We start from the raw sequence: 14,902 nt of genomic DNA on the forward strand, positions 1-14,902 counted from the left end.
TCTCCGATGGACCTGCTCGCGGCGCTGCGCGCCCACCGGCTGCTCGCCATCGTCCGCGGCAGCGACCCGGCCGCCGCGCTGAAAGCCGTGCTCGCCCTCGTCGAGGAAGGCATCTCCCTCGTCGAGGTCTCCCTCAGCGGACGCGACGCGCTTGACGTCATAGGCCAGGCCCGTGCCGCACTGGGCCCTGACGCACCCCTCGGCGCCGGAACCGTTCTGACCGCGGACGACGCGCGGGCCGCCCACCGGGCCGGAGCGTCCTTTCTCGTCACGCCGGCGGTGAGCGACGGCATAGCCATCGGCAGGGAGCTCCAACTCCCGGTGCTCGCGGGCGTGATGACCCCCACCGACGTCCTCCAGGCGCAGCGCCTGGGCGCCACGGCTTTCAAACTCTTTCCTGCCGGCAGCGCCGGAGGCCCGGGCTATCTGCGGGACCTGCGAGGCCCCTTCCCCGACCTGCCGTTCGTACCCGTCGGAGGGGTGGACGCCCGGGCGGCCGCCGACTATCTGCGCAGCGGTGCCACTGCCGTCGGTGTCGGCTCGCCACTGGTCGGCGACGCGGCGTCGGGCGGCAGTCTCACCGCCCTGCGCGAGCGGGCAGCCGCGTTCCTGGACGTCGTCCGCGCGGAGGTCCGGCCGTGACCCGGCCCACGGTCATCGGGACCGACCGCCTCGAACTCGGCGAGGGCATCCGATGGACGGACGGCCGCGCTGTGCTGACGGACATCCTCTCCGGCCGACTCCTGTCCGCCCCGGACACCCCCGCCGCACCGCTCGCACAGATCGCCCAACTCCCCTGCCCGTTGGGGGCGGTGGCCCCGGTCGAGGGCCGGCCCGGTCACTGGATCGCGGCGGCGGGCACCGGCATCTGCGGCATCGACGACGCCGGGCGTGTCGACTGGCTCGCCCACCTGGAGGACGACGCCGGCGTCCCGATGAGGATGAACGACGGCGTCGCGGACCCACAGGGCCGCTTCTGGGCGGGCAGCATGGCGTACGAGGCGACCGAGGACGCGGGCTCCCTCTACCGGATGGACCGCGACGGACGTGTCACCCGCGTCCTGCGGGACATCACCGTGCCCAACGGCCCAGCCTTCAGCGCGGACGGCACCGTCATGTACCTCGCCGACAGCGCCCGAGGGCTCGTCCGGCGCTACCCCGTCGACCCGGTCACCGGCGACGTGGGCGAGCCCGACACCCACATCACCTTCTCCACGGGCAGTCCCGACGGTATGACGACCGACACCGAGGGTGGCCTCTGGACCGCGGTCTGGGGCGCCGGCCGGGCCCACCGCCATCACCCCGACGGCACCCTCGACCGGATCGTCGAACTGCCTGCCGCTCAGCCCGCCGGGCTCTGCCTCGGCGGTCCCGACGGCCGCACCCTCCTCGTCACCAGTGCCCGCATCGGCCTGTCCCGGCCCGGCCCGCTGGACGGCGCCGTCTTCGCGTTCCGGGTCGACGTGCCCGGGCTGCCGACCGCGTCCTTCCGCCCGGAGCACACCACCGGCCCCACCCTCACGGGACCCGACGCCGCCGGCGCAACCGCAGTCCGTACCGACACACCGTAGGACCACCATGAGCACCCCCCTGCCCCTGCGCCACGGCCCCGTCGTTTGCGTCGGCGAGACCATGGCGGCCCTCGCACCCGAGCCCCTCGGGCCGCTCGACCACGCCGACCTGCTGCGTATCGACATCGCGGGCGCCGAGTCGAACGTCGCCCTCTACCTGGCCGACCACGGCATCCCCGCCCGCTGGCTCTCCGCCGTCGGCGACGACCCCTTCGGCAGGCGTGTCCGCGACCGGATCGCCGCGGGCGGTGTCGACGTCAACGGCGTCCGCACCGACCCGGACCGACCCACCGGACTGCTCCTGAAGGACCCCGGCGCGCACGGCACGCACGTCCACTACCACCGCCGTGGATCCGCTGCCTCGGCCCTGACCCCCGAACTCCTCGACGACCCAGCCATGGCGGGCGCCGCACTCCTCCATCTCAGCGGTATCACCCCGGCCCTCTCCCCCGGCTGCCACGCCCTCGTCGAGCGGGCACTGCGCCCCGATCGCCCCTGCCCGGTCAGCTTCGACGTCAACCACCGCCCCGCTCTGTGGACCGGCCGCCCCGCCGGCGACGTCCTGCGGCCGCTCGCCGACCGGGCCGACATCGTCCTCGTCGGCCTGGACGAAGCCCAGGCCCTGTGGGGTGACGGGATCACCGACGCCGAAGGTGTTCGTGACCTCCTGTCCGGTCCGCAGGTCCTCGTGGTGAAGGACGGCGACCGCGAAGCCACCGCCTTCGTCGGGGCCACCGCCCACCGAGTGCCCGCCTTGAAGGTGCGCGTCGCCGAACCCGTGGGCGCAGGCGATGCCTTCGCCGCCGGGTTCCTCAGCGGCCTGCTGCGACACCTGCCGGTGGAACGCGCCCTGCGCCTCGGCCATCTGACCGCGGCCTCGGCGCTGAGAGTCTCTGCTGACCACGGCCCGCTGCCGGACCCGGAGCGCATCGGGGCGCTCCTGGACGCCGACGAGGAGATCTGGCGGGCCGCCGTGATCGACTGATCCTCCTCAGGTGCCGTCCGGGCCGCTTCCACCCCGGCGGTGCCCCTGCCGCAAGCCGTGCACGGTGCCGCTCGGGCCCAGTTGGGCAGCAGCGCGGCTCAGACCAGTTCGGGCTGCGCCTCGCGTCGCGGCCGGGGCAGACGCACCGTCTCCGGTTTCCGGTCCCACAGCCTGGTGGTCCGTATGTAGCCGTAGATCACCGAGATCATCGCCGCCATGATCAGCGGCCCGAACAGCCAGGGTCGTTCGGCCATGTCCACGGACAGATAGCGATACGACGCCAGGAGTGCGGTGAATACCGTGGCGCCGTAGGCGACAAGCCTGATTCCCGCTCGGTCCCAGCCGCGGTCGAGCGCGCGCAGCGCCGTCTCGATGGTGAGCGTGAACACCACACCTGCGACGATGTCCGCGCCGTAGTGGTAGCCGAAGCCCAGCGTCGCGCCCAGTGTGGCGATCAGCCAGAAGCCGCCCGCGAAGCGCAGAGCCAGGGGCCCCTTGAGGGAATGGATGAAGATCGCGGTAGCCCATGCCGTGTGCAGACTGGGCATGCAGTTGCGGGGCGTGATCTCGTCGAAGGGTATCGGTCCCGGGACACCGACCGGCGGCGGTATGTCCGGCCACAGGTTCGCCACCGCCCAGGCACCTCCGTCGGCACCGTAGGCGAAGACGGGTCCGACGACCGGGTAGATCATGTAAATACCCGGCCCGAGCAAACCGATGACGAGAAAGGTGCGCACCAGATGGTGGCCCGGGAAGCGGCGTTCGGCAGCCACGTTGCGCAACTGGTACAGCGCGACGAGGACCGCGGCCACCGCGAGCTGGATGTAGACGAAGTCGAGGACGTGTTCGCCCGCCGTGCCGGTGGCCGCGACAAGGCGGCCTGCCAGCCATGAGGGGTTGCCCAACGCGTGATCCGCGGTTGCCACATACGGGTCGAGCACCATCGGCCGGGTCTTCGACGTGATCAGCAGCCAGGTGTAGCCGGTCTTGCGGCCGGCCACCAGCAGCAGGGCCAGTCCGACGCCTTTCAGGAGCAGGACGCGGTCCCGGCCGGTGCGGCGCGTGATGGCGATGACGCCACAGGCCAACGTCACCCACAGCGCGCCGTTGCCGTACATCATCTCGGCGTCGACAGCCCACCGGACGAGCCAGAAGGCCATATCGATGCCGATGGCCGCGCCGACCGCGATGAACCGCTGCCGCCAGGGGAGGACCACCAACATCAACGCCATGCTGACGTACAGCACGGTCCCCGACTTGGGGGCGAAAAGAACCTCTCGCGCCTGATCGGTGATCGGCCCCCGCTCGCCGTAGTGGCGGGCGGCGATCTCCAGAGCGATGAGGAATCCGAGGCCCACCACACCTACCGCGACCCACAGCATGATGGTCGGCCGGCGCCATGAAGCCGGCCGAGAGCCACCGCCCGTGCGCGGCAGCCTTCGCGTCACCTTAGATATCAATTTTTCAGCCGATTTGTCGTATTTCAACGTGATCATTATGAGCTCGAACATGCTAGCGGAGTACGCGGCCGTCATCGATCACGGGTGGGGAATTGAGGCCCATCCCAACGAAAATCGGCGCTGAACCCTCGGTGTGCTCAGGGAGGATTCGGCCTGAACCTCTGGGGCGGCGAAAACCCTCGACGTTCCTTGTCGATCGACGTTGATCGACCTTGATCGACGTCGATCAACTGCGAGTCGCACTCAACAGCGCGCAACTCCTGTGCAACCCGGCCCCTGTCTCACGCGTACAGCAACTGACCGCTCCAGTCGGCACCGGATGGAGACGCCGCCGGCCAAGGGGCCAACGCAGGAACACGGTTCCACTGCACACCAACGGGAGAGACGCATGAAGCTGTTGAATCCGCTGAGAACGCGCCGTACCGCGCTCGCACTCGCACTGGCCACCACCTCCGTGCTCACAACGGCGCTGGCCACCCCGGCGATCGCCGCGTCGGCGGACGCGGCCTCGTCCGCCCGGGCGGCGGACACCCGGCTGGAGCAGCAGATCGAGGGCCTGCTGCGGCACAACAAGGGTGCCGAGCGCGTCGGGAAGGACCGGGTGAGGCTGGAGCCGGGCGTGGAGATGACCGTTGCGTCCACGCGCGCGGCGGCCGACGGCGCCAACGACTGCCGGACCGGCTATGCCTGTGTGTGGCAGCACCGCGACGCGAGCGGCTACCGCCTCGACTTCTACTACTACGGCTCCTACACCCTGTCCAACTACACGATGCCCGACGGCACCAGTTGGCAGGACCAGGTCAGCTCCTACTACAACGCGCAGACCGACGGCGCCTGGATCGTCGGCAAGAACTGGGACAACGGCCTGGAGTGGATCTTCGGCGGCCCGGGTGGAAGGTATGAGGCCCTGGTGTCCGCCAACGACCAGGCCGATGTGATCGAGCTGTACGCGTAGCCGAGGATCCGGTGCGGAGCGACGGCCGGGCCGACCAGGCGTGCTGACGAGTCATGGGGCTGCGGCGGTACCTGGCCGTCCGGCCCGACCTCCGCAAGCGGCAGGTTCAGGGCAGGCAGGCGTTGATCGCGACGTTCGTCGAGCCCTACCGGATGAGCCGGCGGATCGACCGGGATCTGCCGGCTCACCACCCTGCGGGGCCGGCCCTGTATAGGGTCAGGCATGCGATCTCGAACAGGCGGCATGTGGTGGGGGACGACGATCGAGGCGCCGGACCCCAGCGGCTTGGCGCGGTTCTATGCCGAACTCCTCGATTGGCACATCGGGCACGAAGAGCCGGGAACAGCCATCGTGGCCGCCTCTCCGCAGGGACCGTTCTTCGTGTTCCAGCAGGCGGATGGCTATCGCGCTCCGGTGTGGCCACCGGCCGACGGCGACCAGCGCCCGATGATGCACTTCGACTTCCAGGTCGGCGACCTGGGTTCAGCGGTCGCCGAGGCGGTCGCCCTGGGCGCCACGGTTGCGGAGTTCCAGCCGCAGGACGACGTCCGGGTGCTCTTCGACCCGGCCGGCCACCCGTTCTGCCTGTGCCGCGACGCATAGAGCAGGCAATGGCCGCACCCCGGACGCACCGCTCACCGGGCCCCGCGGGCCGAGCGGGTGAGTCGAAGGGGTGAGCGAGAGGCGGATGGAGCCGAACGGGAAGGACGACGACGGACGGCATCAGACGGTCGCAGCCCAGGGAGATGTGATGAGCGAACGTACCGGCCCGTTCTGGGATGCGGTGAACGGGCGAGCGCCGATGCCCCGAGCCGCGGCCACACTGGGGGCGGAATTCATCGACGCGGACGTCGAGAACGGCACGATTCGTCTGGCTTTCCACGCAACCGAGGACTTCACCAATCCCACCGGCAACGTCCTCGGGGCCTTTCTCGCCGCGATGCTCTACGACACGGTCGGCCCTGCTCTTCTCGCCACCCTTCAGCCCGACGAATTTCAGTCCACCATGGAACTCAAAGTGTCCTTCCTCCGCCCGACCCGTCCCGGACGGCTCTTCGGGAACGGCCGCGTCGTGCATCGCGTCGGCGATATCGCCCACCTCGAAGCATCGCTCACCGACGCGGACGACATCGTGATCGCCACAGCCAGTGCCACTGCTCGCGTCATTCCGCTCAGCGGCGCGGAAACCGTGGCCTGACACCGCTCCGTTCGCGTACGCGCCGGGCGGGGCGCATTCGCTGACGCGAGCGGAGACCCGGGCCCTGACCCGCGCCAAGCGCATACGGTATTGCCCATGACGCAAAACGATGGCGAACTGGACAGCCTGGTACGCAAACGGATCCGGGCCCTGCGCGTGGCACAAGGCTGGTCCCTGGAGGAGCTGGCCACCCGCGCGAACGTCAGCCAGTCCACCCTCAGCCGTATCGAGAACGGTCAGCGCCGGCTCGCGCTGGATCAGCTGGTCATCCTCGCCCGCGCCCTGGACACCTCTCTGGACCAGCTGGTGGAGACCGCCTCCGACGATGTCGTCACCAACCCGATGATCGACAGTGCCCACCGGCTGATGCGCTGGCCCATCAAGGCGGAGCCCGGCATGAGCGTCATGCGTCAGCGGCTGACCGAGCCGGCCCCCGAGGATCCCTCGCGCATGCGCGCCCACCCCGGCCGCGAATGGCTCGTCGTCCTCTCCGGCACCGCGATTCTCATGCTGGGCCACCGTCGCTTCCGTATCGAGACCAACCAGGCCGCGGAGTTCCCCACGATGCTGCCCCACGCCATCGGCACCGAGGGCGGGCCGTGCGAGATCCTCGGCATCTTCGACCGTGACGCCCGCCGTGGACACCAGCGCGACAGCAGCAAGGGCGCCGGCAATGCCTACGCCTCGGACAACTCCTGTGCGTGACCTGTCCGTACGCCCTTGCGTGTGCGGCACGACAGCGGACCAACTCTTTGCCGATACGGCAAGGAATCGTGCTCCGTGCGCAATAGCGCTCTAGCGTGAGGGCATGAGCCACACGGAACCCCACACCCACCACCACGGTGCGCACCACGGTCACCAGCACGTCGGCGACTCCGGCGGTCAAGCAGAGATCCTCGACCTGGACGCGGAAGTCCTCGCCGAGCACATCGCCGCGATCACGGGATGGCTGCCCCTCGAGGCCGCACCGCACAAGATCGTGGACCTGGGCTGTGGAACAGGAACCGGCACCTTCGCCCTCCTCGACCGCTTCCCCGAGGCACACGTCACCGCCGTCGACTCCTCGACCGACCACCTTCACCGCTTGCGCGCGAGGGCACGGGCCGAAGGAGTGGAGGACCGCGTGCGCACCGTTCCGGCCGACCTCGACGCCACGGACTGGCCCGACCTCGGCACGCCCGATCTCGTATGGGCCTCCGCCTCGATGCACCACATGGCCGACCCCGACAGCGCCCTGCGCCACGTGCACGACATCCTCGCGCCCGGCGGCCTGTTCGCCGTCGTCGAACTGGCGGGCTTCCCCCGCTTCCTGCCGGAGAACGCACCCGAGGTGCGTCCCGGCCTGGAGGACCGCTGCCACGCCGCGACCGACCGCTTCCACGCCGAGCACGTACCCCACCGTGGCGCCGACTGGGGACCGAAGCTGACCGCCGCCGGATTCACCCTCGAAGCCGAACGCACCATCGCCGTGAACATCGAGGACTCCCCCACCGAGGCGATCGGCCGATACGCCCTGGGCTCTCTGCAACGCATCCGCGATGTCGCCGCCGAAACGCTCGCGCCCGCGGACCTCGCCGCTCTCGACCGGCTTCTCGACACCGGCAGCGACCACAGCATCCTCCGCCGCACCGACCTGGTCGTGCGCACGGAACGCACAGTCTGGGCCGCACGCCGCAAGAACTGAACCACGGATCGACCGACGTACGGGCGGCCGGGCCCGGGCCGGCTGCTGCCGATCCGGGACCCGGCCGCGCCCACGCACACGCAGGGAAAGCGCCGGAGCCGTACGCACCGGGCGGCAAGCAGGGTCGTACGCACCGGGGCGGCAAGCAAGGTCGTACGCACCGCCTGCGCAAGCAGGCGACACCGGTATTCGGTGGCCGTCGACATCGCGGTCGAGGCCGGCAGCACGCCCTCGCCCAGCCCACATCGAGCCCGCTACCGCCGCACCGGCCGCGAGGTCTACGTCCACCTCGCCTCCCCCGGCGACGCCCCCTCGGCAGACGCGCCCACCGCCTACAGCCGGGGCGCGCGACCACCCCGCCCACCTGCCGAAACCACTGAGGCCAACTCGCTTGTGTGTCAGGCCCGTTGACAAAGTGGCCACCTGGTAGAAACCTGTCACCCTGTCGCTGCAAAATTTTGACTGTTTCACTCAAAAGTTCTAGAGAACCTCTCAACTGCCTCGCCTTCACCATGTCAGGTACCTGGCGAGGCGCGTGGTCGCCGTCCCCTCGGCGCACCGGTCCGTCATGCAAGTCGCCCTGCCCCAACGCCTCGTACGGCGCCACCTGCGGGCGCCGAGCCGCGCGCCCGGACACCGGATCACGAAACAAGAGGACACCATGAAACCGAGACACCACGGCTGGCGAGTGATCGTCGGCATGGTGCTGGCGGGCCTGATCGCCATCGGGCTGCTGCCCGCTCCCGCCTACGCCGCGGAAGGGCCCAACCTGGCCCTCGGCAAGTCCGCCCGCGCAGGCGGCAGTCACGGCAACTACCCGGCCGGCAACGTCACCGACGGAAGTCAGGCGTCGTACTGGGAAGGCCCCGCGGGCGCACTGCCCCAGTGGGTACAGGTCGACCTCGGCGCGAACGCGGAGATCAGCCGGGTGGCCCTCAAACTGCCGTCGAGCTGGGAACCCCGCAGTCAGACCTTGAGCGTGTCGGGAAGCACCGACGGATCATCGTTCGCACCGCTGTCCGCTTCCGCCGCGCGTGCCTTCGATCCGGCCAGGGCGAACACCGTCAGCATCCCCGTCACGGCGACCACGGTCCGCCACGTGCGCGTCCAGGTGTCGGCCAACAGCGGCTGGAACGCCGCCCAGTTGTCCGAACTGGAGGTCTACGGCGAGGACGACGGGCCGGGCGAGCCGCCCGTGAGCGGCTCCAACCTCGCCCGCAACAAGCCGATCGAGGCATCGTCGTTCACCCAGACCTATGTCGCCTCCAACGCGAACGACGACAGCCCGGCCACCTACTGGGAGTCCTCCGGCTTCCCCTCGACCCTCACGGTGAAGCTCGGCGCCAACGCCGATGTCGAGGCGGTCGTCGTCAAACTCAACCCGGACCAGGCATGGGGGCCGCGAACCCAGGCCATCGAGGTGCTCGGACGTGAGCAGTCGGCGTCCGGCCTCACCTCGCTGAAGGCGCGCGCCGACTACGCGTTCAGCCCGTCCTCCGGCGGCAACAGCGTCACCATCCCGGTGACCGGCCGCTACTCCGACGTCCAGCTGAAGTTCTTCTCCAACTCCAGCGGCTTCGGCGCGCAGGTCGCCGAGTTCCAGGTGATCGGGGCCGCGGCACCCAACCCGGACCTGACCATCACCGATCTGACGTGGGCCCCCTCCTCACCGTCCGAGACGGATGCCGTCGAGGTCAGAGCGACTGTCCGCAACGCCGGAAGTGCGGCGTCGCCCGCCACGTCGGTGAACGTGAGCCTCGAAGGCGCGGCAGCCGGTTCGGCGCAGGTCGGCGCGCTCGCGGCCGGCGCCTCCGCGACCGTCGGGGTTCCGGTCGGCAAGCGCGCCATGGGCAGCTACACCGTGTCCGCATTCGTCGACCCGGCGGGAACCGTCGTCGAGCAGGACGACACCAACAACAGCCGCACCGCGTCCTCGAAACTGGTCGTCGGGCAGAGCCCCGGCCCTGACCTCACCGTCACCGCCATCACCCCCAACCCGGCCGCTCCCCCGGTCGGCGCGCAGGTGTCCTTCACCATCACGGTGGACAACCGCGGTACCAGCGGTGTCGCGGCCGGGACCGTCACGCGCCTCGCCGCCGGGAGCACCACTCTGAACGGCACGGCGGGGGCGATCGCCGCAGGGGCGAGCGTCACCGTGCCGATCAACGGCACCTGGACCGCCGCGAGCGGCGGTGTCACCCTCACCGCGACGGCCGACGCGACGAACACCGTCGCGGAGACCAACGAGAACAACAACGTCCTCGCGCGCTCCCTGGTCGTCGGACGCGGTGCCGCCTTGCCCTACACCGAGTACGAGGCCGAAGCCGCGCGCTACCAGGGCACGCTCCTCACCACCGACGCCAAGCGCACCTTCGGGCACACGAACTTCGCCACCGAGTCCTCCGGACGCCAGTCGGTGAGGCTCACCACCACCGGGCATTTCGTCGAGTTCACCTCGGCCAACGCCGCCAACTCGATCGTCGTGCGCAACTCGATCCCCGACGCGCCCGCGGGCGGCGGCGCCGAGGCCACGATCAGCCTCTACGTCAACGACACCTTCAGCCGCAAGCTCACCCTGTCCTCCAAGCACAGCTGGCTGTACGGAAGGACGGACGACCCCGAGGGTCTGACCAACACGCCGGGGGCCGACGCCCGGCGCCTGTTCGACGAGTCCCACGCGCTGTTGCCGCAGAGCTACCCGGCCGGTACGAAGTTCCGCCTCCAGCGCGACGCCGGTGACATGGCCTCGTTCTACATCATCGACCTGGTCGACCTCGAACAGGTGGCGCCCCCGAGCGCCCAGCCGGCCGGGTGCACCTCGATCACGAACTACGGCGCCGTACCGAACGACGGCCTCGATGACACCGACGCCATCCAGCGCGCCGTGACAGCGGACCAGAACGGTGACATCAGCTGTGTGTGGATTCCGGCGGGCCAGTGGCGCCAGGAGCAGAAGATCCTCACCGACGACCCACTGAACCGCGGGACACACAACCAGGTGGGCATCCGGGACGTCACCATCCGCGGCGCGGGCATGTGGCACTCCCAGCTGTACACCCTGACCCCGCCGCACCAGGCGGGCGGCATCAACCACCCGCACGAAGGCAACTTCGGCTTCGACATCGACCACAACACCAAGATCTCGGACATCGCCATCTTCGGTTCGGGCACCATCCGGGGCGGCGACGGCAACCACGAGGGCGGCGTCGGTCTCAACGGCCGTTTCGGCAAGGACACCAAGATCACCAATGTGTGGATCGAGCACGCCAACGTCGGGGTCTGGGCCGGCCGGGACTACTCGAACATCCCTGAGCTGTGGGGACCGGGCGACGGCGTCGAGTTCAGCGGCATGCGGATACGCAACACGTACGCCGACGGCATCAACTTCGCCAACGGCACCCGCAATTCGACCGTCTACAACTCGTCCTTCCGCAACAACGGTGACGACGCCCTCGCGGTGTGGGCCAGCAAGTACGTCAAGGACACCTCGGTCGACATCGGGCACGACAACCACTTCCGCAACAACACGATCCAGCTGCCCTGGCGCGCCAACGGCATCGCGGTCTACGGCGGATACGGCAACACCATCGAGAACAACATCATCGCCGACACGATGAACTACCCCGGCATCATGCTCGCCACCGACCACGACCCCCTGCCCTTCACCGGCCAGACCCTCATCGCCAACAACGCCCTGTACCGCACGGGCGGCGCGTTCTGGAACGAGGACCAGGAGTTCGGAGCGATCACCCTCTTCGCGCAAGGGCAGGGCATCCCGGGTGTCACCATCCGTGACACGGACATCCACGACTCCACCTACGACGGAATCCAGTTCAAGACGGGCGGCGGAGAGATGCCGAACGTGAAGATCACCAACGTCAGGATCGACAAGTCCAACAACGGCTCCGGCATCCTCGCGATGAGCGGCGCCCGGGGCAGTGCGACCCTGACGAACGTGACGATCACCGACTCGGCGGACGGCGACGTTCTCATCGAGCCCGGATCGCAGTTCGTGATCAACAGAACCGGCTGACCGACCTGCCCGAAGGGCACCTGAGCCCGAAGGCCCGGAGGGCAGCAGAACGCGAAGGAGGGCCGCGCCGGAGCGAATCCGGCGCGGCCCTTCTTCGGCAGGGGCGCTCAGCCCCAGACGCTGGTGTAGTTGTACTGACCGTCGTAGCCGGGAGTCCACAGGCTCGGGTACGGCTCGGTGATGTTGCCGCACGCCCGGAGTTGGATCGCGCTGCGCTTACCGGTGTCGTGAAGGCACTTGCCGCTGGCCGCCTCGACGATCTCCCAGTGGTCGCTGCCGCGGTCGACCCAGCGGAAGTGCTGGCCCGGCCCCTGACAGTGCCCCAGGACGATGGGTGTATTGTCGGCGGTGGAGGCGTTCTGCGCGCCGATGCAGTACTTGCCGTACACCCCGATGAAGAAGAGGCCGGGAGTGCCCGACGGCATGAAGTAGAAGCGCTGGTGCAGACGGCCCTTGCAGTCGAAGCGCTGGATGACGGCGCCCGGGTTCTGCGACTCCCCCCGCACGTCCATGCATTGCCACGAGTACGAGGCCCGCATCTCGTAGATCGCGGCGTTGTTGATCCACGACGTGTAGCGGATCGGCGGATCGGCAGCGCTCGCGCTGCCGGGGATCAGCAGAACAAGCAGTGATGCCAGGACCGCGAGTATCCCTCCGCGGTGCACACTTCGAGCCACTGTGACTCCTTCTTTGCCCGGATTGCGATGGGCGCCGCGACCCGACGTAGTGGTGTGATGGCTCGTCGTGTCCGGTGCCGGAACGCCCCGAAACCTAACGTTTCCCGTCGTCCGGCTGTACCGCCGGTTCAGGGGGGTTGCGTGCGCTGGGGAGGCATGCGGTGAGAGTGGGGTCGGGCCTCCAACGGGCCCAGACATTCATGGTTCTGGCCACCGGGCTGTACCGCGCGAGCCACTTGGCGGTCGGTGTACTCGCCGTCGTGCAACATCACCGGGAGAGCGCTCCGGCATGGCTGGCACTGACGGTTGCCCTCGCCGTGAGCGTGCTCGTCTTCGCCACGGCCCGGTCCCGAGGCTGGTTCGGCGCCTGGCCCCCACTGGTGGACGTCGTCGTCGTGGGTTGCGTCCTGCCGTTCGTGGCGTACGCGGGCGGCATGCACCGTACGGAGGACATCGCCTGGGTGATGCTCCTCGGCGGTTCGGCCAGCGCGATGGCGGCGGTCGCGTTCGCGCGTCCGGCCGCGGTGGCCGGAGCGGTCGGGGCGCTGGCGGTGACGCACACCGCCGGATACTGGCCGACCGGCGCGGACATCGCCGTGATCGCCGCACACCTCAACGCGATCCTCTCGTCTGCCGTTCTGGCCAGGGTCTTCTGGTGGTACCTGCGCCGGCAGGGCCGCGCCCTGGACGAGGCGACCGCCCAGGCCGTCGCCGCAGAAGCCGCCCGGGCGCGCTACGCCGAGCGGATCGCGCACCATCGCGCCCTGCACGACACCGTGTTGGCGACGCTGACAGCGATCGCCCGCGGCCACGCCGACGCCGACGCACTGTCCGTACGGGAACGCTGCGCCCGGGAAGCCGCCTACCTCCGCCGGCTCATCCAGCAAGATGCCGAGGAGGAGCGGGCACCGAGCACGGCGGCGGCGATGGAACGAGCCGTACGGTCGGCGGAGAACCTGGGACTGCGGGTGAGCGCCCAGTACGACAGCCTTCCCGAGATACCGGCGCAGGCGGCCGGTGCCCTCGCCGACGCGACGGCGGAGGCGTTGAACAACGTGCTGCGGCACGCCGGGACGGGACAGGCCGTCGTCACGGTGGTCGGCAACGGTGACGGCGAGCGGGTGGTGGTGACCGTGGTCGACCAGGGCGTCGGCTTCGAGCCGGACACCGTGGTCAAAGGACTCGGGCTGCGCTCCTCGGTGCACCTGCGGATGGCCGAGGCGGGCGGCGCGGCGCTCGTCGACAGCGCGCCCGGCGAGGGCACCCGCATCGAACTGCGGTGGCCCGCGTGATCACGGTCGCTGTGGTCGACGACGACCGGATGCTCCTCGGCGGACTGCGGGTGTGGCTCGACGGAGTCCCGAACATGCGGCTGGCTGCAACGGTATGCACGGTGGACGGTCTCTTCGCCGGGACGCAGTCGGCGACTCTTCCGTACGACGTGGTGCTCCTGGACCTGGTGCTCGGCGACGACTCACAGCCCTCGGACAACATCCGGCGGCTGCGGGCGGCGGACAGCCGTGTGCTGGTCATCAGCACCGTGGCGGACCGCCGGCGGATCATCGCCGCGATCGCCGCGGGCGCCGACGGCTATCTGACCAAGAGCCACGATCTGCCGACGCTCGTCGGGGCGATCGAGCAGGTGGCCCGGGGCGAGACGGCGCATTCCACGGAACTGGCCTTCGCCTGGGCGCACGACAGCGGCCCCGACCGGCCCGGTCTGTCGCCGAAGGAACGCGAAGTGCTTCTCGCGTACGCCTCGGGCCTCACCCTCAAGGCCACGGCCCGCCGCGCCGGTGTCAGCCCGCACACCGCCAAGTACTACCTGGACCGGGTGAAGGAGAAGTACCAGCAGGCCGGCCGCCCCACCTACACCAAGATCGACCTCGCGGCGCGGGTACGGGAGGACGGCTGGGCAGCCGAGGAATAGCGGGTCGCCGGGGACGTCCTGGGTGTTCTGCGCGGCTGAACATGGACAAGTCGCCCCCGGGTACTCGGCGCCACATCACCCCCGAGCCGTGGAGATGTCATGACAGGACGTAAGGGCGACCGGCGGACCGAGCGATTCTGCAAGGCCTGCGGCACACCCGCGGGCCACGGCAAGCTGTGCGAGCACTGCGGGGCGACGCTCGACATGCCCGACCCTGCCGGACTGGTCGAAGACGAAGGAGCCGCCGTACGACGCACCATCGAGGGGCGTGACGACGGTCCGAGGAGGTAGACGACGGTCCGAGGAAGCAGCGGACCGGCAGTCGGGCATCCTGCACCGAGACGGCGGCGTTTCCGTCCGGACGATCACCGGTACGGCGCGGGGCCCCGGGTCGTGATCTCCCCGGGGC

The 14,902-nt window shown here is 69.7% G+C and carries 14 protein-coding genes; 12 read left to right on the forward strand and 2 right to left on the reverse strand.

Features of this window, described 5'->3' with window-relative positions; genetic code table 11:
* Nucleotides 1-6 precede the first annotated feature (6 nt).
* From ACFWU3_RS23680 to ACFWU3_RS23690, 3 genes are read left to right on the forward strand one after another with little or no spacing between them, the layout of a single operon-like run.
* Nucleotides 7-642 carry a bifunctional 4-hydroxy-2-oxoglutarate aldolase/2-dehydro-3-deoxy-phosphogluconate aldolase gene (locus ACFWU3_RS23680; protein WP_384440963.1) on the forward strand — a complete coding sequence of 212 codons (636 nt, stop codon included), beginning with the start codon at nt 7-9 and terminating at the stop codon, nt 640-642.
* Nucleotides 639-1,571, forward strand: coding sequence for an SMP-30/gluconolactonase/LRE family protein (locus tag ACFWU3_RS23685; RefSeq protein WP_384440966.1), 933 nt, complete (start codon nt 639-641; stop codon nt 1,569-1,571). The genes ACFWU3_RS23680 and ACFWU3_RS23685 overlap by 4 nt, the downstream gene beginning before the upstream one ends.
* A 7-nt stretch (nt 1,572-1,578) precedes the next feature.
* Nucleotides 1,579-2,556, forward strand: coding sequence for a sugar kinase (locus ACFWU3_RS23690; RefSeq protein ID WP_384440969.1), 978 nt, complete (start codon nt 1,579-1,581; stop codon nt 2,554-2,556).
* A 98-nt stretch (nt 2,557-2,654) separates the two neighbouring features.
* On the opposite strand, the gene ACFWU3_RS23695 is transcribed toward ACFWU3_RS23690, so the two are convergent.
* Nucleotides 2,655-3,938, reverse strand: a complete 1,284-nt coding sequence (locus ACFWU3_RS23695; protein ID WP_384441024.1) for a DUF5933 domain-containing protein — start codon at nt 3,936-3,938, stop codon at nt 2,655-2,657.
* Between the two features lie 466 nt (nt 3,939-4,404).
* Between ACFWU3_RS23695 and ACFWU3_RS23700 the strand changes: the two genes are divergently transcribed.
* The 6 genes from ACFWU3_RS23700 (at nt 4,405) to ACFWU3_RS23725 (ending at nt 11,886) form a co-directional block, all read left to right on the forward strand.
* On the forward strand, nt 4,405-4,971 hold the full coding sequence (locus ACFWU3_RS23700) for a peptidase inhibitor family I36 protein (RefSeq protein ID WP_384440972.1): 567 nt from the start codon (nt 4,405-4,407) through the stop codon (nt 4,969-4,971).
* Nucleotides 4,972-5,193: 222 nt separating this feature from the next.
* Nucleotides 5,194-5,574 carry a VOC family protein gene (locus tag ACFWU3_RS23705; protein WP_384440975.1) on the forward strand — a complete coding sequence of 127 codons (381 nt, stop codon included), beginning with the start codon at nt 5,194-5,196 and terminating at the stop codon, nt 5,572-5,574.
* Nucleotides 5,575-5,722: 148 nt separating this feature from the next.
* Complete coding sequence (locus ACFWU3_RS23710) at nt 5,723-6,169, forward strand: PaaI family thioesterase (protein WP_384440978.1); 447 nt, start codon at nt 5,723-5,725, stop codon at nt 6,167-6,169.
* Between the two features lie 96 nt (nt 6,170-6,265).
* Nucleotides 6,266-6,874, forward strand: a complete 609-nt coding sequence (locus tag ACFWU3_RS23715; protein ID WP_384440981.1) for a helix-turn-helix domain-containing protein — start codon at nt 6,266-6,268, stop codon at nt 6,872-6,874.
* Between the two features lie 103 nt (nt 6,875-6,977).
* Entirely contained in the window at nt 6,978-7,853 is an 876-nt protein-coding gene (locus ACFWU3_RS23720) for a class I SAM-dependent methyltransferase (RefSeq protein WP_384440984.1), read from the forward strand.
* 661 nt (nt 7,854-8,514) lie between these two features.
* Entirely contained in the window at nt 8,515-11,886 is a 3,372-nt protein-coding gene (locus tag ACFWU3_RS23725) for a CARDB domain-containing protein (protein WP_384440987.1), read from the forward strand.
* Between the two features lie 107 nt (nt 11,887-11,993).
* On the opposite strand, the gene ACFWU3_RS23730 is transcribed toward ACFWU3_RS23725, so the two are convergent.
* Entirely contained in the window at nt 11,994-12,563 is a 570-nt protein-coding gene (locus ACFWU3_RS23730) for an RICIN domain-containing protein (protein ID WP_384440990.1), read from the reverse strand.
* Nucleotides 12,564-12,763: 200 nt separating this feature from the next.
* On the opposite strand from ACFWU3_RS23730, the gene ACFWU3_RS23735 reads away from it, so the two are divergent.
* The 3 genes from ACFWU3_RS23735 (at nt 12,764) to ACFWU3_RS23745 (ending at nt 14,784) form a co-directional block, all read left to right on the forward strand.
* The gene (locus tag ACFWU3_RS23735; RefSeq protein ID WP_384440993.1) at nt 12,764-13,855 is read left to right on the forward strand and encodes a sensor histidine kinase; all 1,092 of its coding nucleotides are present in this window, start codon (nt 12,764-12,766) and stop codon (nt 13,853-13,855) included.
* Nucleotides 13,852-14,493, forward strand: a complete 642-nt coding sequence (locus ACFWU3_RS23740) for a response regulator (RefSeq protein ID WP_384440996.1) — start codon at nt 13,852-13,854, stop codon at nt 14,491-14,493. Before ACFWU3_RS23735 ends, ACFWU3_RS23740 begins: the two co-directional genes overlap by 4 nt.
* Before the next feature lie 99 nt (nt 14,494-14,592).
* On the forward strand, nt 14,593-14,784 hold the full coding sequence (locus ACFWU3_RS23745; protein ID WP_384440999.1) for a hypothetical protein: 192 nt from the start codon (nt 14,593-14,595) through the stop codon (nt 14,782-14,784).
* Nucleotides 14,785-14,902 lie beyond the last annotated feature (118 nt).

The sequence above is a fragment of the Streptomyces sp. NPDC058685 genome (assembly GCF_042714725.1).
Taxonomy (GTDB): domain Bacteria; phylum Actinomycetota; class Actinomycetes; order Streptomycetales; family Streptomycetaceae; genus Streptomyces.

Excerpts from the sequence above, each read along its gene's own strand:
- ACFWU3_RS23680 (WP_384440963.1), top strand. The coding sequence starts at position 7 with ATGGACCTGCTCGCGGCGCTGCGCGCCCACCGGCTGCTCGCCATCGTC.
- ACFWU3_RS23690 (WP_384440969.1), top strand. The coding sequence starts at position 1,579 with ATGAGCACCCCCCTGCCCCTGCGCCACGGCCCCGTCGTTTGCGTCGGC.
- ACFWU3_RS23695 (WP_384441024.1), bottom strand. The coding sequence starts at position 3,938 with ATGCTGTGGGTCGCGGTAGGTGTGGTGGGCCTCGGATTCCTCATCGCT.
- ACFWU3_RS23700 (WP_384440972.1), top strand. The coding sequence starts at position 4,405 with ATGAAGCTGTTGAATCCGCTGAGAACGCGCCGTACCGCGCTCGCACTC.
- ACFWU3_RS23705 (WP_384440975.1), top strand. The coding sequence starts at position 5,194 with ATGCGATCTCGAACAGGCGGCATGTGGTGGGGGACGACGATCGAGGCG.
- ACFWU3_RS23710 (WP_384440978.1), top strand. The coding sequence starts at position 5,723 with ATGAGCGAACGTACCGGCCCGTTCTGGGATGCGGTGAACGGGCGAGCG.
- ACFWU3_RS23715 (WP_384440981.1), top strand. The coding sequence starts at position 6,266 with ATGACGCAAAACGATGGCGAACTGGACAGCCTGGTACGCAAACGGATC.
- ACFWU3_RS23720 (WP_384440984.1), top strand. The coding sequence starts at position 6,978 with ATGAGCCACACGGAACCCCACACCCACCACCACGGTGCGCACCACGGT.
- ACFWU3_RS23725 (WP_384440987.1), top strand. The coding sequence starts at position 8,515 with ATGAAACCGAGACACCACGGCTGGCGAGTGATCGTCGGCATGGTGCTG.
- ACFWU3_RS23735 (WP_384440993.1), top strand. The coding sequence starts at position 12,764 with ATGGTTCTGGCCACCGGGCTGTACCGCGCGAGCCACTTGGCGGTCGGT.
- ACFWU3_RS23745 (WP_384440999.1), top strand. The coding sequence starts at position 14,593 with ATGACAGGACGTAAGGGCGACCGGCGGACCGAGCGATTCTGCAAGGCC.